Here is a 15,646-nt window from a genome sequence, read left to right on the forward strand (position 1 = left end):
CGTGCCGTCGCTCACCCGTTTCCTCGGCGTCCTGCGGGAGGACCTCGACGTCGCGCGCCGGCGCGACCCCGCGGCCCGCTCCGTCGTCGAGGTCGCCCTCGGCTACCCCGGGGTGCACGCGGTGTGGGCGTACCGGCTGTTCCACCGCATGTGGCGCGAGCCCGGCCTGAGGCTGCCCGCGCGTCTGCTCTCGCAGGCGACGCGGGCAGCCACGGGCATCGAGATCCATCCCGGCGCACGGCTCGGACGCCGGCTGTTCATCGACCACGGCATGGGGGTCGTCATCGGCGAGACCGCGGTCGTGGGCGACGACGTCGTGCTGTTCCACGGCGCGACGCTCGGCGGCCGCACGATGCGCGTCGGCAAGCGCCACCCGACGCTCGGCAACGAGGTCGTGGTCGGCGCGGGCGCGAAGATCCTCGGTCCGGTGTGGATCGGGGACGGCGCGCAGATCGGCGCGAACGCCGTCGTCGTCAAGGACGTGCCCGCCGGGTCCGTCGCGGTCGGCGTCCCCGCCGAGGTGCGACGCCGGCCCGCCGCCTGGACGACCGAGGAGATCGTCGACGACCCCGCGATCTACATCTGACCGCACCCCCGGCGCCCCGCTGCGCCGCCGCGACGCATCCGTCCCGCCCTGCGCGCGCCTGACCTGCGCGCGCCTGACCTGCACCCTCCCGACCTGACAGACTCCTCCCCGGGCGCGACGAGGCGCCCGCACGAGGCAGGGACGAGGGACGCGATGCGACTGGGTTACCACACCGGCTACTGGTCGGCGGGTCCGCCGCAGGGCGCGCAGGAGGCCGTGCTCGCGGCCGAGGAGCTCGGCTTCGACTCGGTCTGGACCGCCGAGGCGTACGGGTCGGACGCGCTCACACCGCTCGCCTGGTGGGGAGCCCGGACCTCGCGTATCCGGCTGGGCACCGCGATCGCGCAGATCTCGGCGCGCACCCCGACCGCCGCGGCGATGGCCGCGCTCACGCTCGACCACCTGTCGGGCGGGCGGTTCACGCTCGGGCTCGGGGCGTCCGGGCCGCAGGTCGTCGAGGGCTGGTACGGCCAGCCGTACCCGCGCCCGCTAGCCCGCACGCGCGAGTACGTCGACGTCGTCCGGCAGGTCCTCGCCCGCGAGGCGCCCGTCACGTACGACGGCGCCTTCTACCAGCTGCCGCTCCAGGGCGGCGCGGGGCTCGGCAAGGCGCTGCGGTCGACCGTGCACCCGCTGCGCGCGGACCTTCCGGTCCACCTCGCCGCCGAGGGTCCCAAGAACGTCGCGCTCGCGGCGGAGATCGCGGACGGGTGGCTGCCGCTGTTCTACTCGCCGCGCATGGACGGGACCTACCGCGAGCTGCTCGCGGACGGCTTCGGGCGGCGCGGCGCGGGCCGGCGTGCCGTCGAGGAGTTCGAGGTGACCGCGACGGTGCCGGTCGTGCTGGACGACGACGTCGAGCGGGCCGCCGACCGGGTCCGGCCGTTCATCGCGCTGTACGCGGGCGGCATGGGCGCCAAGGGCGCGAACTTCCACCGCGACGTGCTCGACCGGCTCGGGTACGCCGACGCGTGCGACGAGATCCAGGCGCACTTCCTCGCGGGCGACAAGGCCCGCGCGACGGCGGCCGTGCCGCTCGAGCTCGTGCAGGACGTCGCGCTCGTCGGGCCGGCCGAGGAGATCCGCGACCGGCTGCCGTCGTGGCGGAGCACCGCGATCACGACGCTGCTCGTGCAGGCGGACCCGCGCACCCTGCCGCAGATCGCCGCTCTGCTCGCCTGACCCCCGCGCGGCACAGCGCCGCAGGTCGCACGCGCGGAGCCGCCCACCGAGCCCGTCTGCCGACGCCACCCGAGCGGGTGATGTCGGCAGCGGCATGCCCGGACCGGGTTGGCCGAGGGGCCTGAAGGGCGCTACTGTCGGCCCGTTCCCACTGTGTGGGCAGGGTGTCCCAGAATGTGGACACCATCCGACGGCGACGAGAGGCAGGCCCGTGGCGCACCGCACCATGCCCGTCCCGTCGCGCGTCGCCGCGACGAGCTGTCGCGCGTGCTGTTGTCCGCAGCCGCACCGCAGCCGCGCCTGACGGGTCCGCCCGCCCAGACCCTCCCGGTCCCCGACCGGACGCGCCCCGCCGGTGCACCGCCCGCAGCTCCCCCGCATGCAGGCACCGGCCGGCCCTCAGCCACGCACCGGAGCCCGCGCCCGACCTCCAGGACGGCCATGGCCCTCACCTCCCCCCTCGCGAGCCGCACGCCCGGCACCGCGGGAGCCCACCCCGTCGCGCTGCGCGGCGTCGGCCGCACGTTCCCGACCGCCGCAGGGCCGCGCGTCGTGCTGCACGACGTCGACCTCGAGCTCACCCCGGGCGAGATCGTCGCGATCATCGGTCCCTCGGGCTGCGGCAAGTCGACGCTCCTGCGTCAGGTCGCGGGGCTCGACGTGCCGGACGCCGGCGAGATCCTGCTCGACGGCAGCCCCGTCGCGGGCGTCGACACCCGCACCGCGGTCGCGTTCCAGGAGCCCCGGCTGCTGCCGTGGCGCACGCTCAGCCAGAACGTCGCGCTCGGCCTGCCGCGCGGCACCGAGCGGCCGGCGGGCGCCCGTCGCGTCGCCGAGCTGCTCGACCTCGTCGGGCTCTCCTCGTCCGCGGGCCTGCGCCCCCGGCAGGTTTCGGGCGGCATGGCGCAGCGCGCGTCCCTCGCCCGGGCGCTCGCCCGCAACCCCGGGGTGCTCCTGCTCGACGAGCCGTTCGGCGCGCTCGACGCCCTGACCCGGCTCAAGATGCAGGACCTCCTGCTCGAGATCCACGCGGCCGAGCCGACGACCGTGCTGCTCGTGACGCACGACGTCGAGGAGGCCCTCTACCTCGCCGACCGGGTCGTCCTGCTCACGACGCTCGCAGCAGCGGCGCCCGGGACGGGCTCGGTGCGCTCGGTCATCCCCGTGCCGGGGATGCGGCCGCGCGACCGCGCCGACCACGTGCTCGCCGAGCTGCGTGCCGACCTGCTCGAGGGCCTCGGCGTGCCGACCCACCACCGCACCCCCGGCGACCCGGACCTGCACCACTCCATCTGAGCCCCCGCTCACCCCCCACCGCGCCGTCCCCCCGGCGCACCACCCGAGAGAGAGACCATGAAGATCCGTACCGCACTGCCCGCCGCCGCCCTCGTCACCGTGCTGGCCACGAGCGTGCTGAGCGGCTGCGTCTCGGGCGAGGGCGCCGCCGCCGAGCCCGAGGACGCGGGCACCCCGGCCGCCGACGCCGGCTGGAGCGACACCCAGCTGACCCTCGACTTCGCGACGTACAACCCGCTGAGCCTCGTCATCAAGGAGCAGGGCTGGATCGAGGAGACCCTCGGCGACGACGTGACCGTCACCTGGGTCCAGTCGGCCGGCTCGAACAAGGCCAACGAGGCCCTGCGCGCCGGTGCGGTCGACGTCGGCTCGACCGCCGGGTCCGCTGCGCTGCTCGCCCGCGCCAACGGCTCGCCGATCAAGGTCATCGACATCTACTCCCAGCCCGAGTGGGCCGCGATCGTCGTCCCCGCGGGCTCGGACATCACCGACGTGAAGCAGCTCGCCGGGAAGTCGGTCGCCGCGACCAAGGGCACCGACCCGTACTTCTTCCTGCTGCAGGCGCTCGAGGAGGCCGGCGTCCCGCTCGCCGACGTCGAGGTGCAGAACCTCCAGCACGCCGACGGCAAGGCAGCCCTCGAGAACGGCAGCGTCCAGGCGTGGTCCGGGCTCGACCCGCTCATGGCCGCGAGCGAGGCGACCGCGGGCTCGAAGCTGATCTACCGCAACATCGACTTCAACACCTACGGGTTCCTCAACGCGACCGAGCAGTTCCTCACCGAGAACCCCGACCTCGCGCAGGTCGTCGTCGACGCGTACGAGAAGGCGCGCGCGTGGGCCGAGGAGAACCCCGAGGAGGTCGCCGCGATCCTCGCCGAGGTCGCCGCGATCGACCCGGCCGTCGCCACGACGGTCATCACCGAGCGCACCAACCTCGCGGTCGACCCGGTCCCGGGCGACGCGCAGCGCGAGGTGCTCGAGGTCGTCGGCCCGATCTTCGTCGAGTCCGGTGACGTCGCGAGCCAGGACCTCATCGACGACGCGCTCGAGTCGCTCCTCGAGCCGGCGTTCGCCGAGAAGGCCGACCCGAGCACGATCGCGGACTGACCGCGAGGAGCCGTCCCCGCGCCGCCCGGCGCGGGGACGGCTCCGCCTCGCGACCTCCGGGCCGCACCGCGCACGACCCCCGCACCCGCACCACCAGGAGCACTCATGACGATCCCCGGCAGCCTCGGGACGGGACCGGTGACCGACGACCAGGGTCGCGTGCGCGCTGGCCTGAACCCGTTCTCGTCCTCCCCCGCCGCTGACGAGCCCGACCCTGTCCCCGGACGCGGGCGCACGGGCGCGGGCGTCGCCCTCGACGGCGGCTCGCCGGCGCGCGGGCACCGCCGTCCCGCGCTCGCGCGCGCGTGGGTCCGTGCCGCCCTGGGCGCCGTGCTCCCGCTCGCGCTGCTCGGCGTCTGGCACGCCGTGACGACGGCCGGGCTCGTGCCGGCCTACCAGCTCCCCGCGCCCGCGTCGGTGTGGACGGCGGCGGTCGACCTCGCCGAGCGCGGGCAGCTCGCGCAGTACACCGCGATCTCGACGCAGCGCGTGCTCCTCGGCTTCGCCATCGGCGGGAGCCTCGGGCTCCTGGTCGGCGCGCTCGTCGGGCTCTCGCGTGTCGCGGGCGCCCTGCTCGCGCCGACGATCGGCGCGGTGCGCGCGGTCCCGTCGCTCGCGTGGATCCCGCTGCTCATCCTGTGGATGAAGATCGGCGAGGAGTCCAAGATCACGCTCATCGCGATCGGCGCCTTCTTCCCGGTCTACACGACCGTCGCGGCCGCGCTGCGGCACGTCGACCCGCACCTCGTCGAGGTCGGGCGCGCGTACGGCCTGCGCGCGGTCTCGCTGTTCAGCCGCGTGCAGCTCCCCGCGGTGCTGCCGTCGATGGTCTCGGGCCTGCGCCTCGCGCTCGCGCAGTCGTGGCTGTTCCTCGTCGCCGCGGAGCTCATCGCCTCGTCGATGGGGCTCGGGTTCCTGCTCATGGACTCGGGCAACAACGGCCGGATCGACCGGCTCCTGCTCGCGATCGTCCTGCTCGCCGTGCTCGGGAAGATCACCGACTCGCTGCTCGGCCTCGCCGAGAAGCACCTGCTGCGGAGGTGGTCGTGACGACCGGCACCGAGACCGTGACGACCCACGCGCGCGAGCGCTCCTACCCCGCGCCGGCGGCGTTCTCCGCCCGCGCGCAGGTCGGCCCGGCCGAGCACGCCCGGCTCGCCGCCGCCGCGGACGCCGACCCGGTCGCGTTCTGGGAGGACGCCGCGCGCCGGCTGCAGTGGGACACCCCGTGGCACACCGCGCACACGTGGTCGCCCGCGGTCCCCACGAGCGACGAGCCCGACGCGCCGCTGAGCGTGCCCGAGGCCCGCTGGTTCCTCGGCGGGACGCTCAACGTCGCCGTGAACTGCGTGGACCGGCACGTGGCGGCCGGCCGCGGCGACAAGGTCGCGCTGTTCTTCGAGGGCGAGCCGGGCGACCGCCGGGCCGTGACGTACGCGGAGCTGCAGCGCGAGGTCGCGCGCGCGGCGAACGCGCTCACGGCGCTCGGCGTCGGGAAGGGCGACCGGGTCGTCGTCTACCTCCCCGTGCTCGTCGAGACCGTCGTCGTGACGCTCGCGATCGCCCGGATCGGCGCGATCCACTCGCTCGTCTTCGGCGGCTTCTCCGCCGAGGCCGTGCGGTTCCGGCTCCAGGACACCGGCGCGAAGCTGCTCGTGACGTCCGACGGGCAGTTCCGCCGGGGCGTCGCGACACCGACCAAGGCGACCGCGGACCAGGCCGCCGAGGGGCTCGGCACGCTCGAGCACGTGCTCGTGGTGCGCCGCACCGGCGACGCGACGCCCGACGTGCCGTGGACCGAGGGCCGCGACGTCTGGTGGCACGACGTCGTCGGCGCGGCGAGCGACGTGCACGCGGCCGAGTCGTTCGACGCCGAGACGCCGCTGTTCATCATCTACACGTCCGGCACGACCGGGCGGCCCAAGGGCCTCGTGCACACCGCCGGCGGGTACCTGACGCAGGCGTCGTGGTCGCACTGGCTGCACTTCGACGCGCGCGACGACGACGTGCACTGGTGCACCGCCGACCTCGCGTGGGTCACGGCGCACACGTACGAGATCTACGGCCCGCTCTCGAACGGCCTGACCCAGGTCATCTACGAGGGCGTCCCGAACGCCCCGCACCGGGAGCGCCACCTCGAGATCATCGAGCGCTACGGCGTGACGGTCTACTACACGGCCCCGACGCTGATCCGGACGTTCATGACCTGGTTCGGCGACGACCTGCCCGCCGGGCACGACCTGTCCTCGGTCCGGCTGCTCGGGAGCGTCGGCGAGGCGATCAACCCCGAGGCGTGGGCATGGTTCCACCGCAACCTCGGCCGCGGCGAGGCGCCGGTCGTCGACACGTGGTGGCAGTCCGAGACGGGCGCGGCGATCATCGCGCCCGTGCCCGGGCTTTCGACGCTCAAGCCCGGCTCCGCGACGCGGCCGTCGCTCGGCGTCTCGGCGCGCGTCGTCGACGAGGCGGGCGAGCGCACCGCGCCGGGCGAGCAGGGGTTCCTCGTGCTCGACCGGACGTGGCCGGGGATGGCCCGGACCATCTGGAACGACCCCGAGCGCTACCGCGACGCGTACTGGTCGCGGTACGCCGCGCAGGGCTGGTTCTTCGCGGGCGACGGCGCGCGGTACGACGAGGACGGCGACATCTGGCTGCTCGGGCGGGTCGACGAGGCGATCAACGTCTCGGGGCACCTGCTCTCGACGATCGAGATCGAGTCGGCGCTCGTCGCGCACCCGGCCGTGGGCGAGGCCGGGGTCACGGGCGTGCACGACGCGCTCACCGGGCAGGGCATCGCGGCGTTCGTGGTACCGACGACGCCGCCCGGCCCGGTCGAGGACGTCGCGGCGTGGCAGGCGGCCGGGGCGGCGCTCCGCGAGGAGCTCCGGGCGCACGTCGCGACGGCCATCGGCCCGATCGCGAAGCCGCGGGACGTCGTCGTCGTCCCCGAGGTGCCCAAGACCCGCTCGGGCAAGATCCTGCGCCGCCTGCTCGCGCAGCTGCGCGACGGCGAGACGCTCGGGGACACGACCTCGCTGCAGAACCCGTGGGCGGTGGCGGACATCGCCCGGATCCTGGGTACCGTGCAGGCGGGCACGCCCGACGCCCCTGCGGCGACCACCCCGCCCGGGACGACGACCGCCCCCGTCACCGCGCCCACCGGCGCGACCGACCCCCGCACGACCGAGGCCGAGGAGGCCCGCACCGCATGACCGACCACCGCTTCGGGTTCCGCACGCGTGCGCTGCACGCCGGGGCCATCCCCGACGCCGCGACCGGCGCGCGCGCCGTGCCGATCTACCAGTCCACGTCGTTCGTCTTCCAGGACACGACCGACGCAGCGACCCTGTTCGCGCTGCAGAAGTACGGCAACATCTACTCGCGCATCGGCAACCCCACGGTCGCCGCGTTCGAGGAGCGCGTCGCCTCCCTCGAGGGCGGGATCGGCGCCGTCGCGACCGCGTCCGGCATGGCCGCCGAGTTCATCGTGTTCGCGGCCCTCGTCGGCGCAGGCGACCACGTCGTCGCGGCGGCCCAGCTCTACGGCGGCACCGTGACGCAGCTCGACGTGACGCTGCGCCGGTTCGGCGTCGAGACCACGTTCGTGCCCGGCACCGACCCGGCCGACTTCGCCGCGGCGATCCGCCCCGAGACCAAGGTCGTCTACGTCGAGTCCATCGCGAACCCGTCGGGCGAGATCGCCGACCTCGCGGGGCTCGCCGAGGTCGCGCACGCCGCCGGGGTCCCGCTCGTCGTGGACTCGACGCTCGCGACGCCGTACCTGCTGCGGCCGATCGAGCACGGCGCCGACATCGTCATCCACTCCGCGACCAAGTTCCTCGGCGGGCACGGCACGACGCTCGGCGGCGTCGTCGTCGAGTCGGGCCGGTTCGACTGGGGCAACGGCCGGTTCCCGCAGATGACCGAGCCCGTGCCGTCGTACGGCGGCGTGAGCTGGTGGGAGAACTTCGGGGAGTACGGCTTCCTCACGAAGCTGCGCAGCGAGCAGCTCCGCGACATCGGCCCGGCGCTGTCCGCGCAGTCGGCGTTCCAGCTCCTCCAGGGCGTCGAGACGCTCCCCCAGCGCCTCGACGCGCACCTCGCGAACGCCCACGCGGTCGCCCGGTGGCTCGAGGAGGACCCGCGCGTGTCGTACGTGAACTGGGCCGGGCTGCCGAGCCACCCGCACCACGAGCGCGCCGCGCACTACCTGCCGCAGGGGCCGGGCTCGGTCTTCGCGTTCGGGCTCGCCGCGACGCCCGAGCGGGACGGCCGCGAGGTCGGCCGCCGGTTCATCGAGGCGCTGCAGCTCGCGAGCCACCTGGCGAACATCGGTGACGCCCGCACGCTCGTCATCCACCCCGCGTCGACGACGCACCAGCAGCTGAGCGCCGAGCAGCTCGTCGCCGCGGGCATCCCCGCGGACCTCGTGCGGCTCAGCGTCGGCATCGAGGACGTCGAGGACATCCTGTGGGACCTCGACCAGGCCCTCACCGAGGCGAGCGGAGCGACCCGATGAGCACCGTGATCCCTCCGGTCGGTGGCGGCGACGCGTGCGCCGTGCCGGCGGCTCCCTCGCCCGTGCCGTCGACCTCGGCCGAGCGCGACCCCGCGACCAGCGCCCCGGTCCGCACCTGGACCGGCCCGGGCGCCCAGGAGCGGCTCGCCCTGCTGCGGCGCACCCGCACGGTCGCGATCGTCGGCGCCTCGACCAACCCGGCGCGCGCGAGCTACTTCGTGTCGACCTACCTGCTGTCGAGCTCGCCGTACGAGGTGTACTTCGTCAACCCGCGCGCGAGCGAGATCCTCGGCCGCCCGGTCTACCCCTCGCTCGCGTCCCTGCCGGTCGTGCCCGACCTCGTCGACGTGTTCCGCCGCCACGACGACCTCCCGAGCGTGCTCGACGAGACGCTCGCGGTCGGCGCGAAGGCGCTGTGGCTCCAGCTGGGCTCGTGGCACGAGGACGTCGCGCGCCGGGGCGAGGCGGCCGGGATCCAGGTCGTCATGGACCGGTGCCTGAAGATCGAGCACGCGCGCTTCCACGGCGGCCTGCACCTCGCGGGCTTCGACACGGGCGTCATCAGCTCGCGGCGCGCCACGTCCTGACGGAGGGGCCGGCCTCGGACCGCCCCCGCAGGCCGGCCGCCGCGCGGCGCGCTCCACGGCTCCGACGCGCGGCACCCGCTTCTCCGAGCGCGGCCGCGCACTCCAGCGACGACCGATGCCCGCGCCGCACCGGCGCGGGCGTCAGTCGTCGTCGTCGGGGAACCAGATCGCGCGCCGCAGCGCGACGCGGGTCCCGTCGGCCGTGAGCGGGGTGCCCTCGGCGCCCAGGTGGTCGAGCGCCCGCCGCGCGGCGTGCACGGGCGGGCGCCCCGAGGCGTTCACGACGCGCCACCACGGCACGCCGCTGCCGGCGCGCGCGAGCACCTGACCGACCTGGCGCGGACCGCCGCGCGCCGTGCCGCCGGACGCCACGAGACCGTCGGCGACGACCTCGGCGATCGTGCCGTAGGTCATCGCGCGCCCGGCCGGGATCCGCTCGACGAGGTCCAGGACCGCCTCGAGGTACTCCTCGTCCACGTGCGGCTCCCCGGCTCAGTCGCGGTGCACGAGCACGAGCGCCCGGTCGTCGTTCTCGCCCGCGCGGACCTCGGCGAGCACCGCCTCGGCGCCCCCGCGCCGGGTCGCGAGCAGCTGCTCCGCGGCGCCCATGAGCCGGTCGATGCCGAGGTCGAGGTCGTAGCCGGGCATCTCGACGAGGCCGTCCGTGTAGAGCAGCAGGACGTCGCCGTGGTCGAGCCGGCCCGAGCGCGCGGTGTAGGTGACGGCTCCGACGACCCCGAGCGCCGGGCTGCCGACCGTGTCGACGACATCGATGCGCCCCGACCCCGCGTGCAGGTGCACCGCGGGCGGGTGGCCCGCCGACGCGATCCAGTACTCCCCCGTGCCCAGGTGCACCGCGAGGTGGACGGCGGTCGCGAAGCCCTCCTCCCAGGCCTGGGACAGCAGGTACTCGTTGGCCGCCGCGAGGAACTCGGTGCGCGGCATCGAGCCGAGCAGCCCGCCGAACGCGCCCGACAGCAGCAGCGACCGCACGCCCGCGTCCTGCCCCTTGCCCGAGACGTCGACGAGGACGATCTCGAGCTGGTCGCCGCGCTCGCGCTTCGTCGCGACCATGAAGTCCCCCGAGAACGCCTCGGCGTGCGCCGACCGCAGCGCGGTGTCGACGCGCCAGCCCGGCGGGAGGGGCGGGATGCGCCCGTGCGCCGCGAGGCGGTCGCGCAGGTCGACGAGCATGAGCTCACCGGGCGCGCCCTGGAGGCCGAGCCGCGCCCGGGCCCGCGCGAACGAGAGCACCGCGACCACCGAGATCGCGAGCACCACGAGCACGCCCGGCACGAGGGTCCGCAGGCCGCTCGACCACAGCAGGACGATCTCCGCCAGCACGAACGCGCAGAGCACGACCATGCCGCCGAGCCGCAGCAGGAACGCGCTCACCAGCAGGAGCAGCAGGAACGTCGCGGGCGGCACCCAGTCGGGGTACGCCAGGGCGCCGAGCACGATGAGGACGCTCAGGCCGGCGAGCACGGCCGTCAGGACGACCTGGGACTGCAGGCCGAAGCGCCGTTGCAGCCCCGCGACCCGGGCGCGCAGCGGCGTGCGGCCCCGCACGGGGGCCCCCGATGTCGTCACGTCGTGAGGGTATCCACGGCGACCGGTCGGGGACAGGCAAGCGCGGCCGGAAATGGACGTGACCTGCGCCGCAGGACCGGCCGAGGATGGCGCCATGACTGCTGCCCCCGCCGGCTACCGCGTCGTCGAGGTCCCCGAGGCGCGCAAGGCCGAGCTCCTCGACGTCGACCACCTCGCGTTCGCGTTCGAGCCGGACGCCGAGACGTCCGCCCAGGTGCCCATGACGCTCGAGTGGGACCGTACGGTCGGCGTCGAGGCGCCCGACGGCACGCTCGCCGCCGTGCACGGCTCGTTCCGCCTCGTCCTGCCGGTGCCCGGCGGGGCGGTTCCCTGCGCCGGCCTGACGTGGGTCGGGACGCGGCCGGACCAGCGCCGGCGCGGGCTGCTCTCGACGATGATCGACACCCACTTCGCGCGCTCGCTCGCCCGCGACGAGCCGGTGTCCGCGCTTTACGCCGCGGAGCCCGGGATCTACGGCCGGTTCGGGTACGGCAGCGCCGCGACGAACGTGCGGCTGACCGTCCCGCGCGGGGCCGCGCTGCGTCCGGTGCCGGGCTCCGACGCGCTGGCCGTGCGGTTCGAGAAGCTCGACGCCGACGGGCACGGGCCGCTCGTCCAGCGCGTGCACGCCGCCGCCGGGTCGGGGCGGCCGGGCTGGATCACGCGCGACACCGACGCGCTGCGCCGCAAGCACCTCGCCGACCCGCCCGCGTGGCGCGACGGCGCCGAGCCGCTGCGGGTCGTCACGGTCCTGGCCGGCGACGAGCCGCGCGGCTACGCGCTGCTGCGCCGCAAGGAGACCTGGACGGACGGGCAGCCCGCGATGGTCGTGCGGATGCACGACCTCGCCGCGCTCGACGCCGCCGCTGCGCACCGGCTCTGGTCCGTCGTGCTCGACCTCGACCTGACATCGGCCGTCGAGACGCCGATGCTCGCCCCCGACGACGAGCTCCTCCAGCTGCTCGTCGACCCGCGGGGACCGCGGCCGCGCGTCGCCGACAACCTGTGGCTGCGCGTCCTCGACGTCCGGGCGGCCCTCGCCGCGCGCCGGTGGAGCGCCCCGGTCGACGTCGTGCTCGACGTGCAGGACGCGCGGCTGCCCGCGAACGCCGGGCGGTGGCGGGTGACCACCGGCGAGCCGGGCCCCGACGGCACGTGGGACGCGCGCGTCGAGCCGACGCACGAGCCCGCCGACGTCGCGCTCGACGTGCGCGAGCTCGGGGCCGTCTACCTCGGCGGGCGCTCGCTCGGGGCGCTCGGGCGTGCGGGGCTCGTCACCGAGCTCGTGCCCGGGACGCTGCACCGGGCGTCGGCCGCGTTCGGGTGGCCGCTCGCGCCGGTGTGCAGCTGGGCGTTCTGACCGGGGGTCAGCGACCGGCCTCGTAGGCCGCGAGCAGGTCGATGCGGCGCTGGTGGCGCGGGTCGCCGCTGAAGGGCTCGGCGACGAACGCCTCGACGAGTGCGACGGCGTCGTCGACCGAGTGCTGACGCGCGCCGATGGCGATGACGTTGGCGTCGTTGTGCTGGCGGCCCAGCTTCGCGGTCTCGGTGCTCCACGCGAGGACCGCGCGCACGCCGGGCACCTTGTTGGCGGCGATCTGCTCGCCGTTGCCCGACCCGCCGATCACGATGCCGAGCGAGCCCGGCTCCGCGACGACGGCCTCGCCGGCCGCGAAGCACACCGGCGGGTAGTCGTCCTGCGCGTCGTACTCGTGCGCGCCGTGGTCCACGACCTCGTGGCCCGCGGCCTGCAGGTGCTCGGTGAGGGCGGACTTGAGCTCGAACCCGGCGTGGTCGGCGGCGACGTGGATGCGCATGGGCCGATTCTGCCGCATCCCGGACCGGCGGCGCGGGCACCGTCCGGCGTGCGGCCCGCGCCCGGCCACCGACCCCGCGGGGCGGCGTGCACGCCTCCAGCGAACAGCGCGGCGCGGCCCCCGGCCCCCGGGCGCGCCGCGCCTACGCTGGGTGCGGCCGCACGAGGAGAGCTCGTGGACGCCCGAGGAGAGCGAGAGAACGCATGGCACGCAGCGGCATCGACCTGACCGCGCTCGACACCGACGTCCGTCCCCAGGACGACCTCTACGCGCACGTCAACGGCCGGTGGGTCGCGTCGCACGTGATCCCCGCGGACCGGGCGACGGACGGAGCGTTCCGCGCGCTGCACGACCGCGCGGAGGAGCAGGTTCGCGTCATCATCGAGGAAGCCGCGGCGCGGGCCGCCGCGGGCGAGGGTGAGGGCGTCGAGGCGCAGATCGGCGCGCTGTACGCGAGCTTCATGGACGAGGACCGGGTCGAGGCCGCAGGCGTCGAGCCGCTGGCTGCCGACCTCGCGCTCGTCGACGGTGCGACCTCCCCGGCGGAGCTCACGCAGGCCCTCGGGGCGCTCCAGCGCACGGGCGGTGCGGGCGCGGTCGGCTTCTGGGTCGACAACGACGCCAAGGACCCGACGCGGTACGTCGTGTACCTCGTGCAGTCGGGCCTCGGGCTGCCCGACGAGTCGTACTACCGCGACGCGCAGTACGCCGAGGTGCTCGCCGCCTACCGCCCGCACGTCGCGCGGATGCTGCGCCTCGGGGGCGCGGTAGCCGACGCCGAGCGGGCCGACGAGCTCGCGGGGCGCGTCGTCGCGCTCGAGACGCAGCTCGCCGCGGGCCACTGGGACGTCGTCAAGGACCGCGACGCCGACCTGACCTACAACCCGACGACGCTCGACGCGCTCGCCGCGTCCGCGCCGGGCTTCGACTGGCACACGTGGGCCCGCGCGCTCGGCGCACCCGAGACCGCGCTCGAGCAGCTCGTCGTGCGCGAGCCGTCGTTCGCCGAGGCGTTCGCGCGGCTGTGGACCGAGCTGCCGCTCGAGGACTGGAAGGCGTGGCTCGCGTACCACCTGGTGTCGGCGCGAGCGCCGTACCTCCCGGCGGAGGTCGTCGAGGCGAACTTCGACTTCTACGGCCGCACGCTGACCGGCGCGCAGGAGCTGCGCGACCGGTGGAAGCGCGGCGTCGCGCTCGTCCAGGCCGCCCTCGGCGAGGCCGTCGGCAAGGTCTACGTCGAGCGGCACTTCCCCGCGGAGCACAAGCAGCGGATGGAGGTGCTCGTCGGGCACCTCGTCGAGGCGTACCGCGAGTCGATCACCGGCCTCGACTGGATGGGCGAGGAGACCCGGGTCAAGGCGCTCGCGAAGCTGGACGCGTTCACGCCCAAGATCGGCTTCCCGGCGCGCTGGCGCGACTACTCGGAGCTCGTCGTCGCGCCCGACGACCTGCTGGGCAACGTGCGGCGCGCCAACGCGTTCGAGCAGGACCGCGAGCTCGCGAAGATCGGGAAGCCGATCGACCGCGACGAGTGGTTCATGACGCCGCAGACCGTCAACGCCTACTACAACCCGGGCATGAACGAGATCGTGTTCCCGGCCGCGATCCTGCAGCCGCCGTTCTTCGACGCGGACGCCGACGACGCGGTCAACTTCGGCGGGATCGGCGCCGTCATCGGCCACGAGATCGGGCACGGCTTCGACGACCAGGGCTCGAAGTACGACGGCGACGGCCGGCTCGAGGACTGGTGGACGGCCGAGGACCGCGCGGAGTTCGAGAAGCGCGCGGCGGCGCTCGTCGCGCAGTACTCGGCGTTCTCCCCGTCCCAGCTCGGCGACGAGCACCACGTCAACGGGGCGCTCACGGTCGGCGAGAACATCGGCGACCTCGGCGGGCTCACGATCGCGCTCAAGGCCTACCGCCTCGCGCTCGGCCGCCCGCTCGACGAGGCGCCGGTGGTCGACGGGCTGACCGGCGTCCAGCGCGTGCTGCTCGGCTGGGCGCAGGTCTGGCAGACGAAGGCCCGCGACGAGGAGGCGGTCCGCCGCCTCGCGGTCGACCCGCACGCGCCCGCGGAGTTCCGCTGCAACGGCGTCCTGAGCAACCTCGACGAGTTCTACACCGCGTACGACGTGCAGCCCGGGGACGCGCTGTACCTCGCGCCCGAGGAGCGCGTGCGCATCTGGTGAGGCGACGAGCCGGGCCCTGCGTGACGCGGGGCCCGGCTCTGCCGCGTGGGCGGGCGAGGATCGCGTCGGGTCGGACGGGTTCGACGAGCGGGTCGGCCGAGCCGGCGAGCGGGTCAGCCGAGCTCGACGAGCTCCGCGCGCGCGAGCCGGAAGCCGGTGCCGGACTCGTCGACGCACGTCACGCCGTTCGTGGCGCTCGTGCAGGTCCACCCGCCCACGGTCGACGTCGCGCCGTACTCGAGCCGCGGGACGTCGTCCGCCGCGACGGCGGGGACCGGACCGTCGAGGCACGGCAGCTCGACCCCGTCGGCGCCCGCGACGACGGTGTGCCCGAGGGTCCCCGCGGCGCACGCCTCGGCGCCCGGCGGGGCGAACGTGATGCTCGCGATCGAGCACGTCACGCCGTCGTCCGCCATCGCGCACGAGATGTTGCCCGTCGGGCTCGCGAACGTCTCGACACCCGTGGGCGCTGCGGACGGGGTCGCCTCCGACGCGGGTGCGGACGCCGCCGGGTCGACGTCCGACCCGGTGTCCCGCGGGCCGGTGCCGCGGAGCACGCCGCTCAGGACGACCGCGGCGACCACGACCAGGGCGAGCACGAGCACGAGGTCGACCAGCAGGAACGCCCTCATCCCCCGGCTCAGCCCCGCCATGCGTGACGACAGACCCACCTCGCACCCTTCCGTCGGCCGTGCGTGCGGCGCCCAGCATCACACGTGCCGGGCGTCCTGCTCCACACGGGTGACCCGCGCACCCGCCGGTCGGGGCGGGGG

Annotated in this window: 14 protein-coding genes; 10 read left to right on the forward strand and 4 right to left on the reverse strand. The window is 75.2% G+C overall.

From position 1 onward, the window contains the following. Position 1 precedes the first annotated feature (1 nt). From epsC to CCE01nite_RS11890, 8 genes are all read left to right on the forward strand, one after another. The gene (epsC, locus tag CCE01nite_RS11855) at positions 2 to 586 is read left to right on the forward strand and encodes a serine O-acetyltransferase EpsC (protein WP_034624828.1); all 585 of its coding nucleotides are present in this window, start codon (positions 2 to 4) and stop codon (positions 584 to 586) included. A gap of 153 nt (positions 587 to 739) precedes the next feature. After that, on the forward strand, positions 740 to 1,768 hold the full coding sequence (locus tag CCE01nite_RS11860) for an LLM class F420-dependent oxidoreductase (protein ID WP_034624830.1): 1,029 nt from the start codon (positions 740 to 742) through the stop codon (positions 1,766 to 1,768). 441 nt (positions 1,769 to 2,209) lie between these two features. Then, positions 2,210 to 3,064, forward strand: coding sequence for an ABC transporter ATP-binding protein (locus CCE01nite_RS11865; protein ID WP_034624898.1), 855 nt, complete (start codon positions 2,210 to 2,212; stop codon positions 3,062 to 3,064). Positions 3,065 to 3,121: 57 nt separating this feature from the next. Further along, positions 3,122 to 4,171: an aliphatic sulfonate ABC transporter substrate-binding protein gene (locus tag CCE01nite_RS11870; protein WP_034624832.1), complete on the forward strand. Its 1,050-nt coding sequence runs from the start codon at positions 3,122 to 3,124 to the stop codon at positions 4,169 to 4,171. A 105-nt stretch (positions 4,172 to 4,276) separates the two neighbouring features. Then, on the forward strand, positions 4,277 to 5,221 hold the full coding sequence (locus tag CCE01nite_RS11875; protein WP_084142438.1) for an ABC transporter permease: 945 nt from the start codon (positions 4,277 to 4,279) through the stop codon (positions 5,219 to 5,221). Next, entirely contained in the window at positions 5,218 to 7,383 is a 2,166-nt protein-coding gene (gene acs / locus CCE01nite_RS11880) for an acetate--CoA ligase (RefSeq protein WP_084142440.1), read from the forward strand. Before CCE01nite_RS11875 ends, acs begins: the two co-directional genes overlap by 4 nt. Beyond that, positions 7,380 to 8,690, forward strand: a complete 1,311-nt coding sequence (locus CCE01nite_RS11885; RefSeq protein ID WP_034624834.1) for an O-acetylhomoserine aminocarboxypropyltransferase/cysteine synthase family protein — start codon at positions 7,380 to 7,382, stop codon at positions 8,688 to 8,690. The genes acs and CCE01nite_RS11885 overlap by 4 nt, the downstream gene beginning before the upstream one ends. Beyond that, positions 8,687 to 9,277: a CoA-binding protein gene (locus tag CCE01nite_RS11890; protein WP_034624836.1), complete on the forward strand. Its 591-nt coding sequence runs from the start codon at positions 8,687 to 8,689 to the stop codon at positions 9,275 to 9,277. The genes CCE01nite_RS11885 and CCE01nite_RS11890 overlap by 4 nt, the downstream gene beginning before the upstream one ends. Before the next feature lie 141 nt (positions 9,278 to 9,418). Here CCE01nite_RS11890 and CCE01nite_RS21565 read toward each other — a convergent pair whose 3' ends face one another. Then, a complete protein-coding gene (locus CCE01nite_RS21565; protein ID WP_034624839.1) occupies positions 9,419 to 9,754 on the reverse strand; it encodes an MGMT family protein in 336 nt (111 codons plus the stop codon). Positions 9,755 to 9,769: 15 nt separating this feature from the next. Continuing rightward, entirely contained in the window at positions 9,770 to 10,867 is a 1,098-nt protein-coding gene (locus CCE01nite_RS11895; RefSeq protein WP_034624842.1) for a PP2C family protein-serine/threonine phosphatase, read from the reverse strand. A gap of 94 nt (positions 10,868 to 10,961) precedes the next feature. Between CCE01nite_RS11895 and CCE01nite_RS11900 the strand changes: the two genes are divergently transcribed. Then, positions 10,962 to 12,227, forward strand: coding sequence for a GNAT family N-acetyltransferase (locus CCE01nite_RS11900; RefSeq protein WP_034624845.1), 1,266 nt, complete (start codon positions 10,962 to 10,964; stop codon positions 12,225 to 12,227). 7 nt (positions 12,228 to 12,234) lie between these two features. On the opposite strand, the gene CCE01nite_RS11905 is transcribed toward CCE01nite_RS11900, so the two are convergent. Then, positions 12,235 to 12,684 (reverse strand): ribose-5-phosphate isomerase, encoded by a 450-nt coding sequence (locus CCE01nite_RS11905; protein ID WP_034624847.1) that lies wholly within the window; start codon positions 12,682 to 12,684, stop codon positions 12,235 to 12,237. 203 nt (positions 12,685 to 12,887) lie between these two features. On the opposite strand from CCE01nite_RS11905, the gene CCE01nite_RS11910 reads away from it, so the two are divergent. Continuing rightward, positions 12,888 to 14,873 carry a M13 family metallopeptidase gene (locus tag CCE01nite_RS11910; protein WP_034624849.1) on the forward strand — a complete coding sequence of 662 codons (1,986 nt, stop codon included), beginning with the start codon at positions 12,888 to 12,890 and terminating at the stop codon, positions 14,871 to 14,873. 113 nt (positions 14,874 to 14,986) lie between these two features. Here the strand turns inward: CCE01nite_RS11910 and CCE01nite_RS11915 are convergent, their stop codons facing one another. After that, on the reverse strand, positions 14,987 to 15,544 hold the full coding sequence (locus CCE01nite_RS11915; RefSeq protein WP_141372397.1) for a DUF6636 domain-containing protein: 558 nt from the start codon (positions 15,542 to 15,544) through the stop codon (positions 14,987 to 14,989). Positions 15,545 to 15,646 lie beyond the last annotated feature (102 nt).

Source organism: Cellulomonas cellasea (assembly GCF_006538745.1).
GTDB classification, from domain to species: Bacteria; Actinomycetota; Actinomycetes; order Actinomycetales; family Cellulomonadaceae; genus Cellulomonas_A; species Cellulomonas_A cellasea.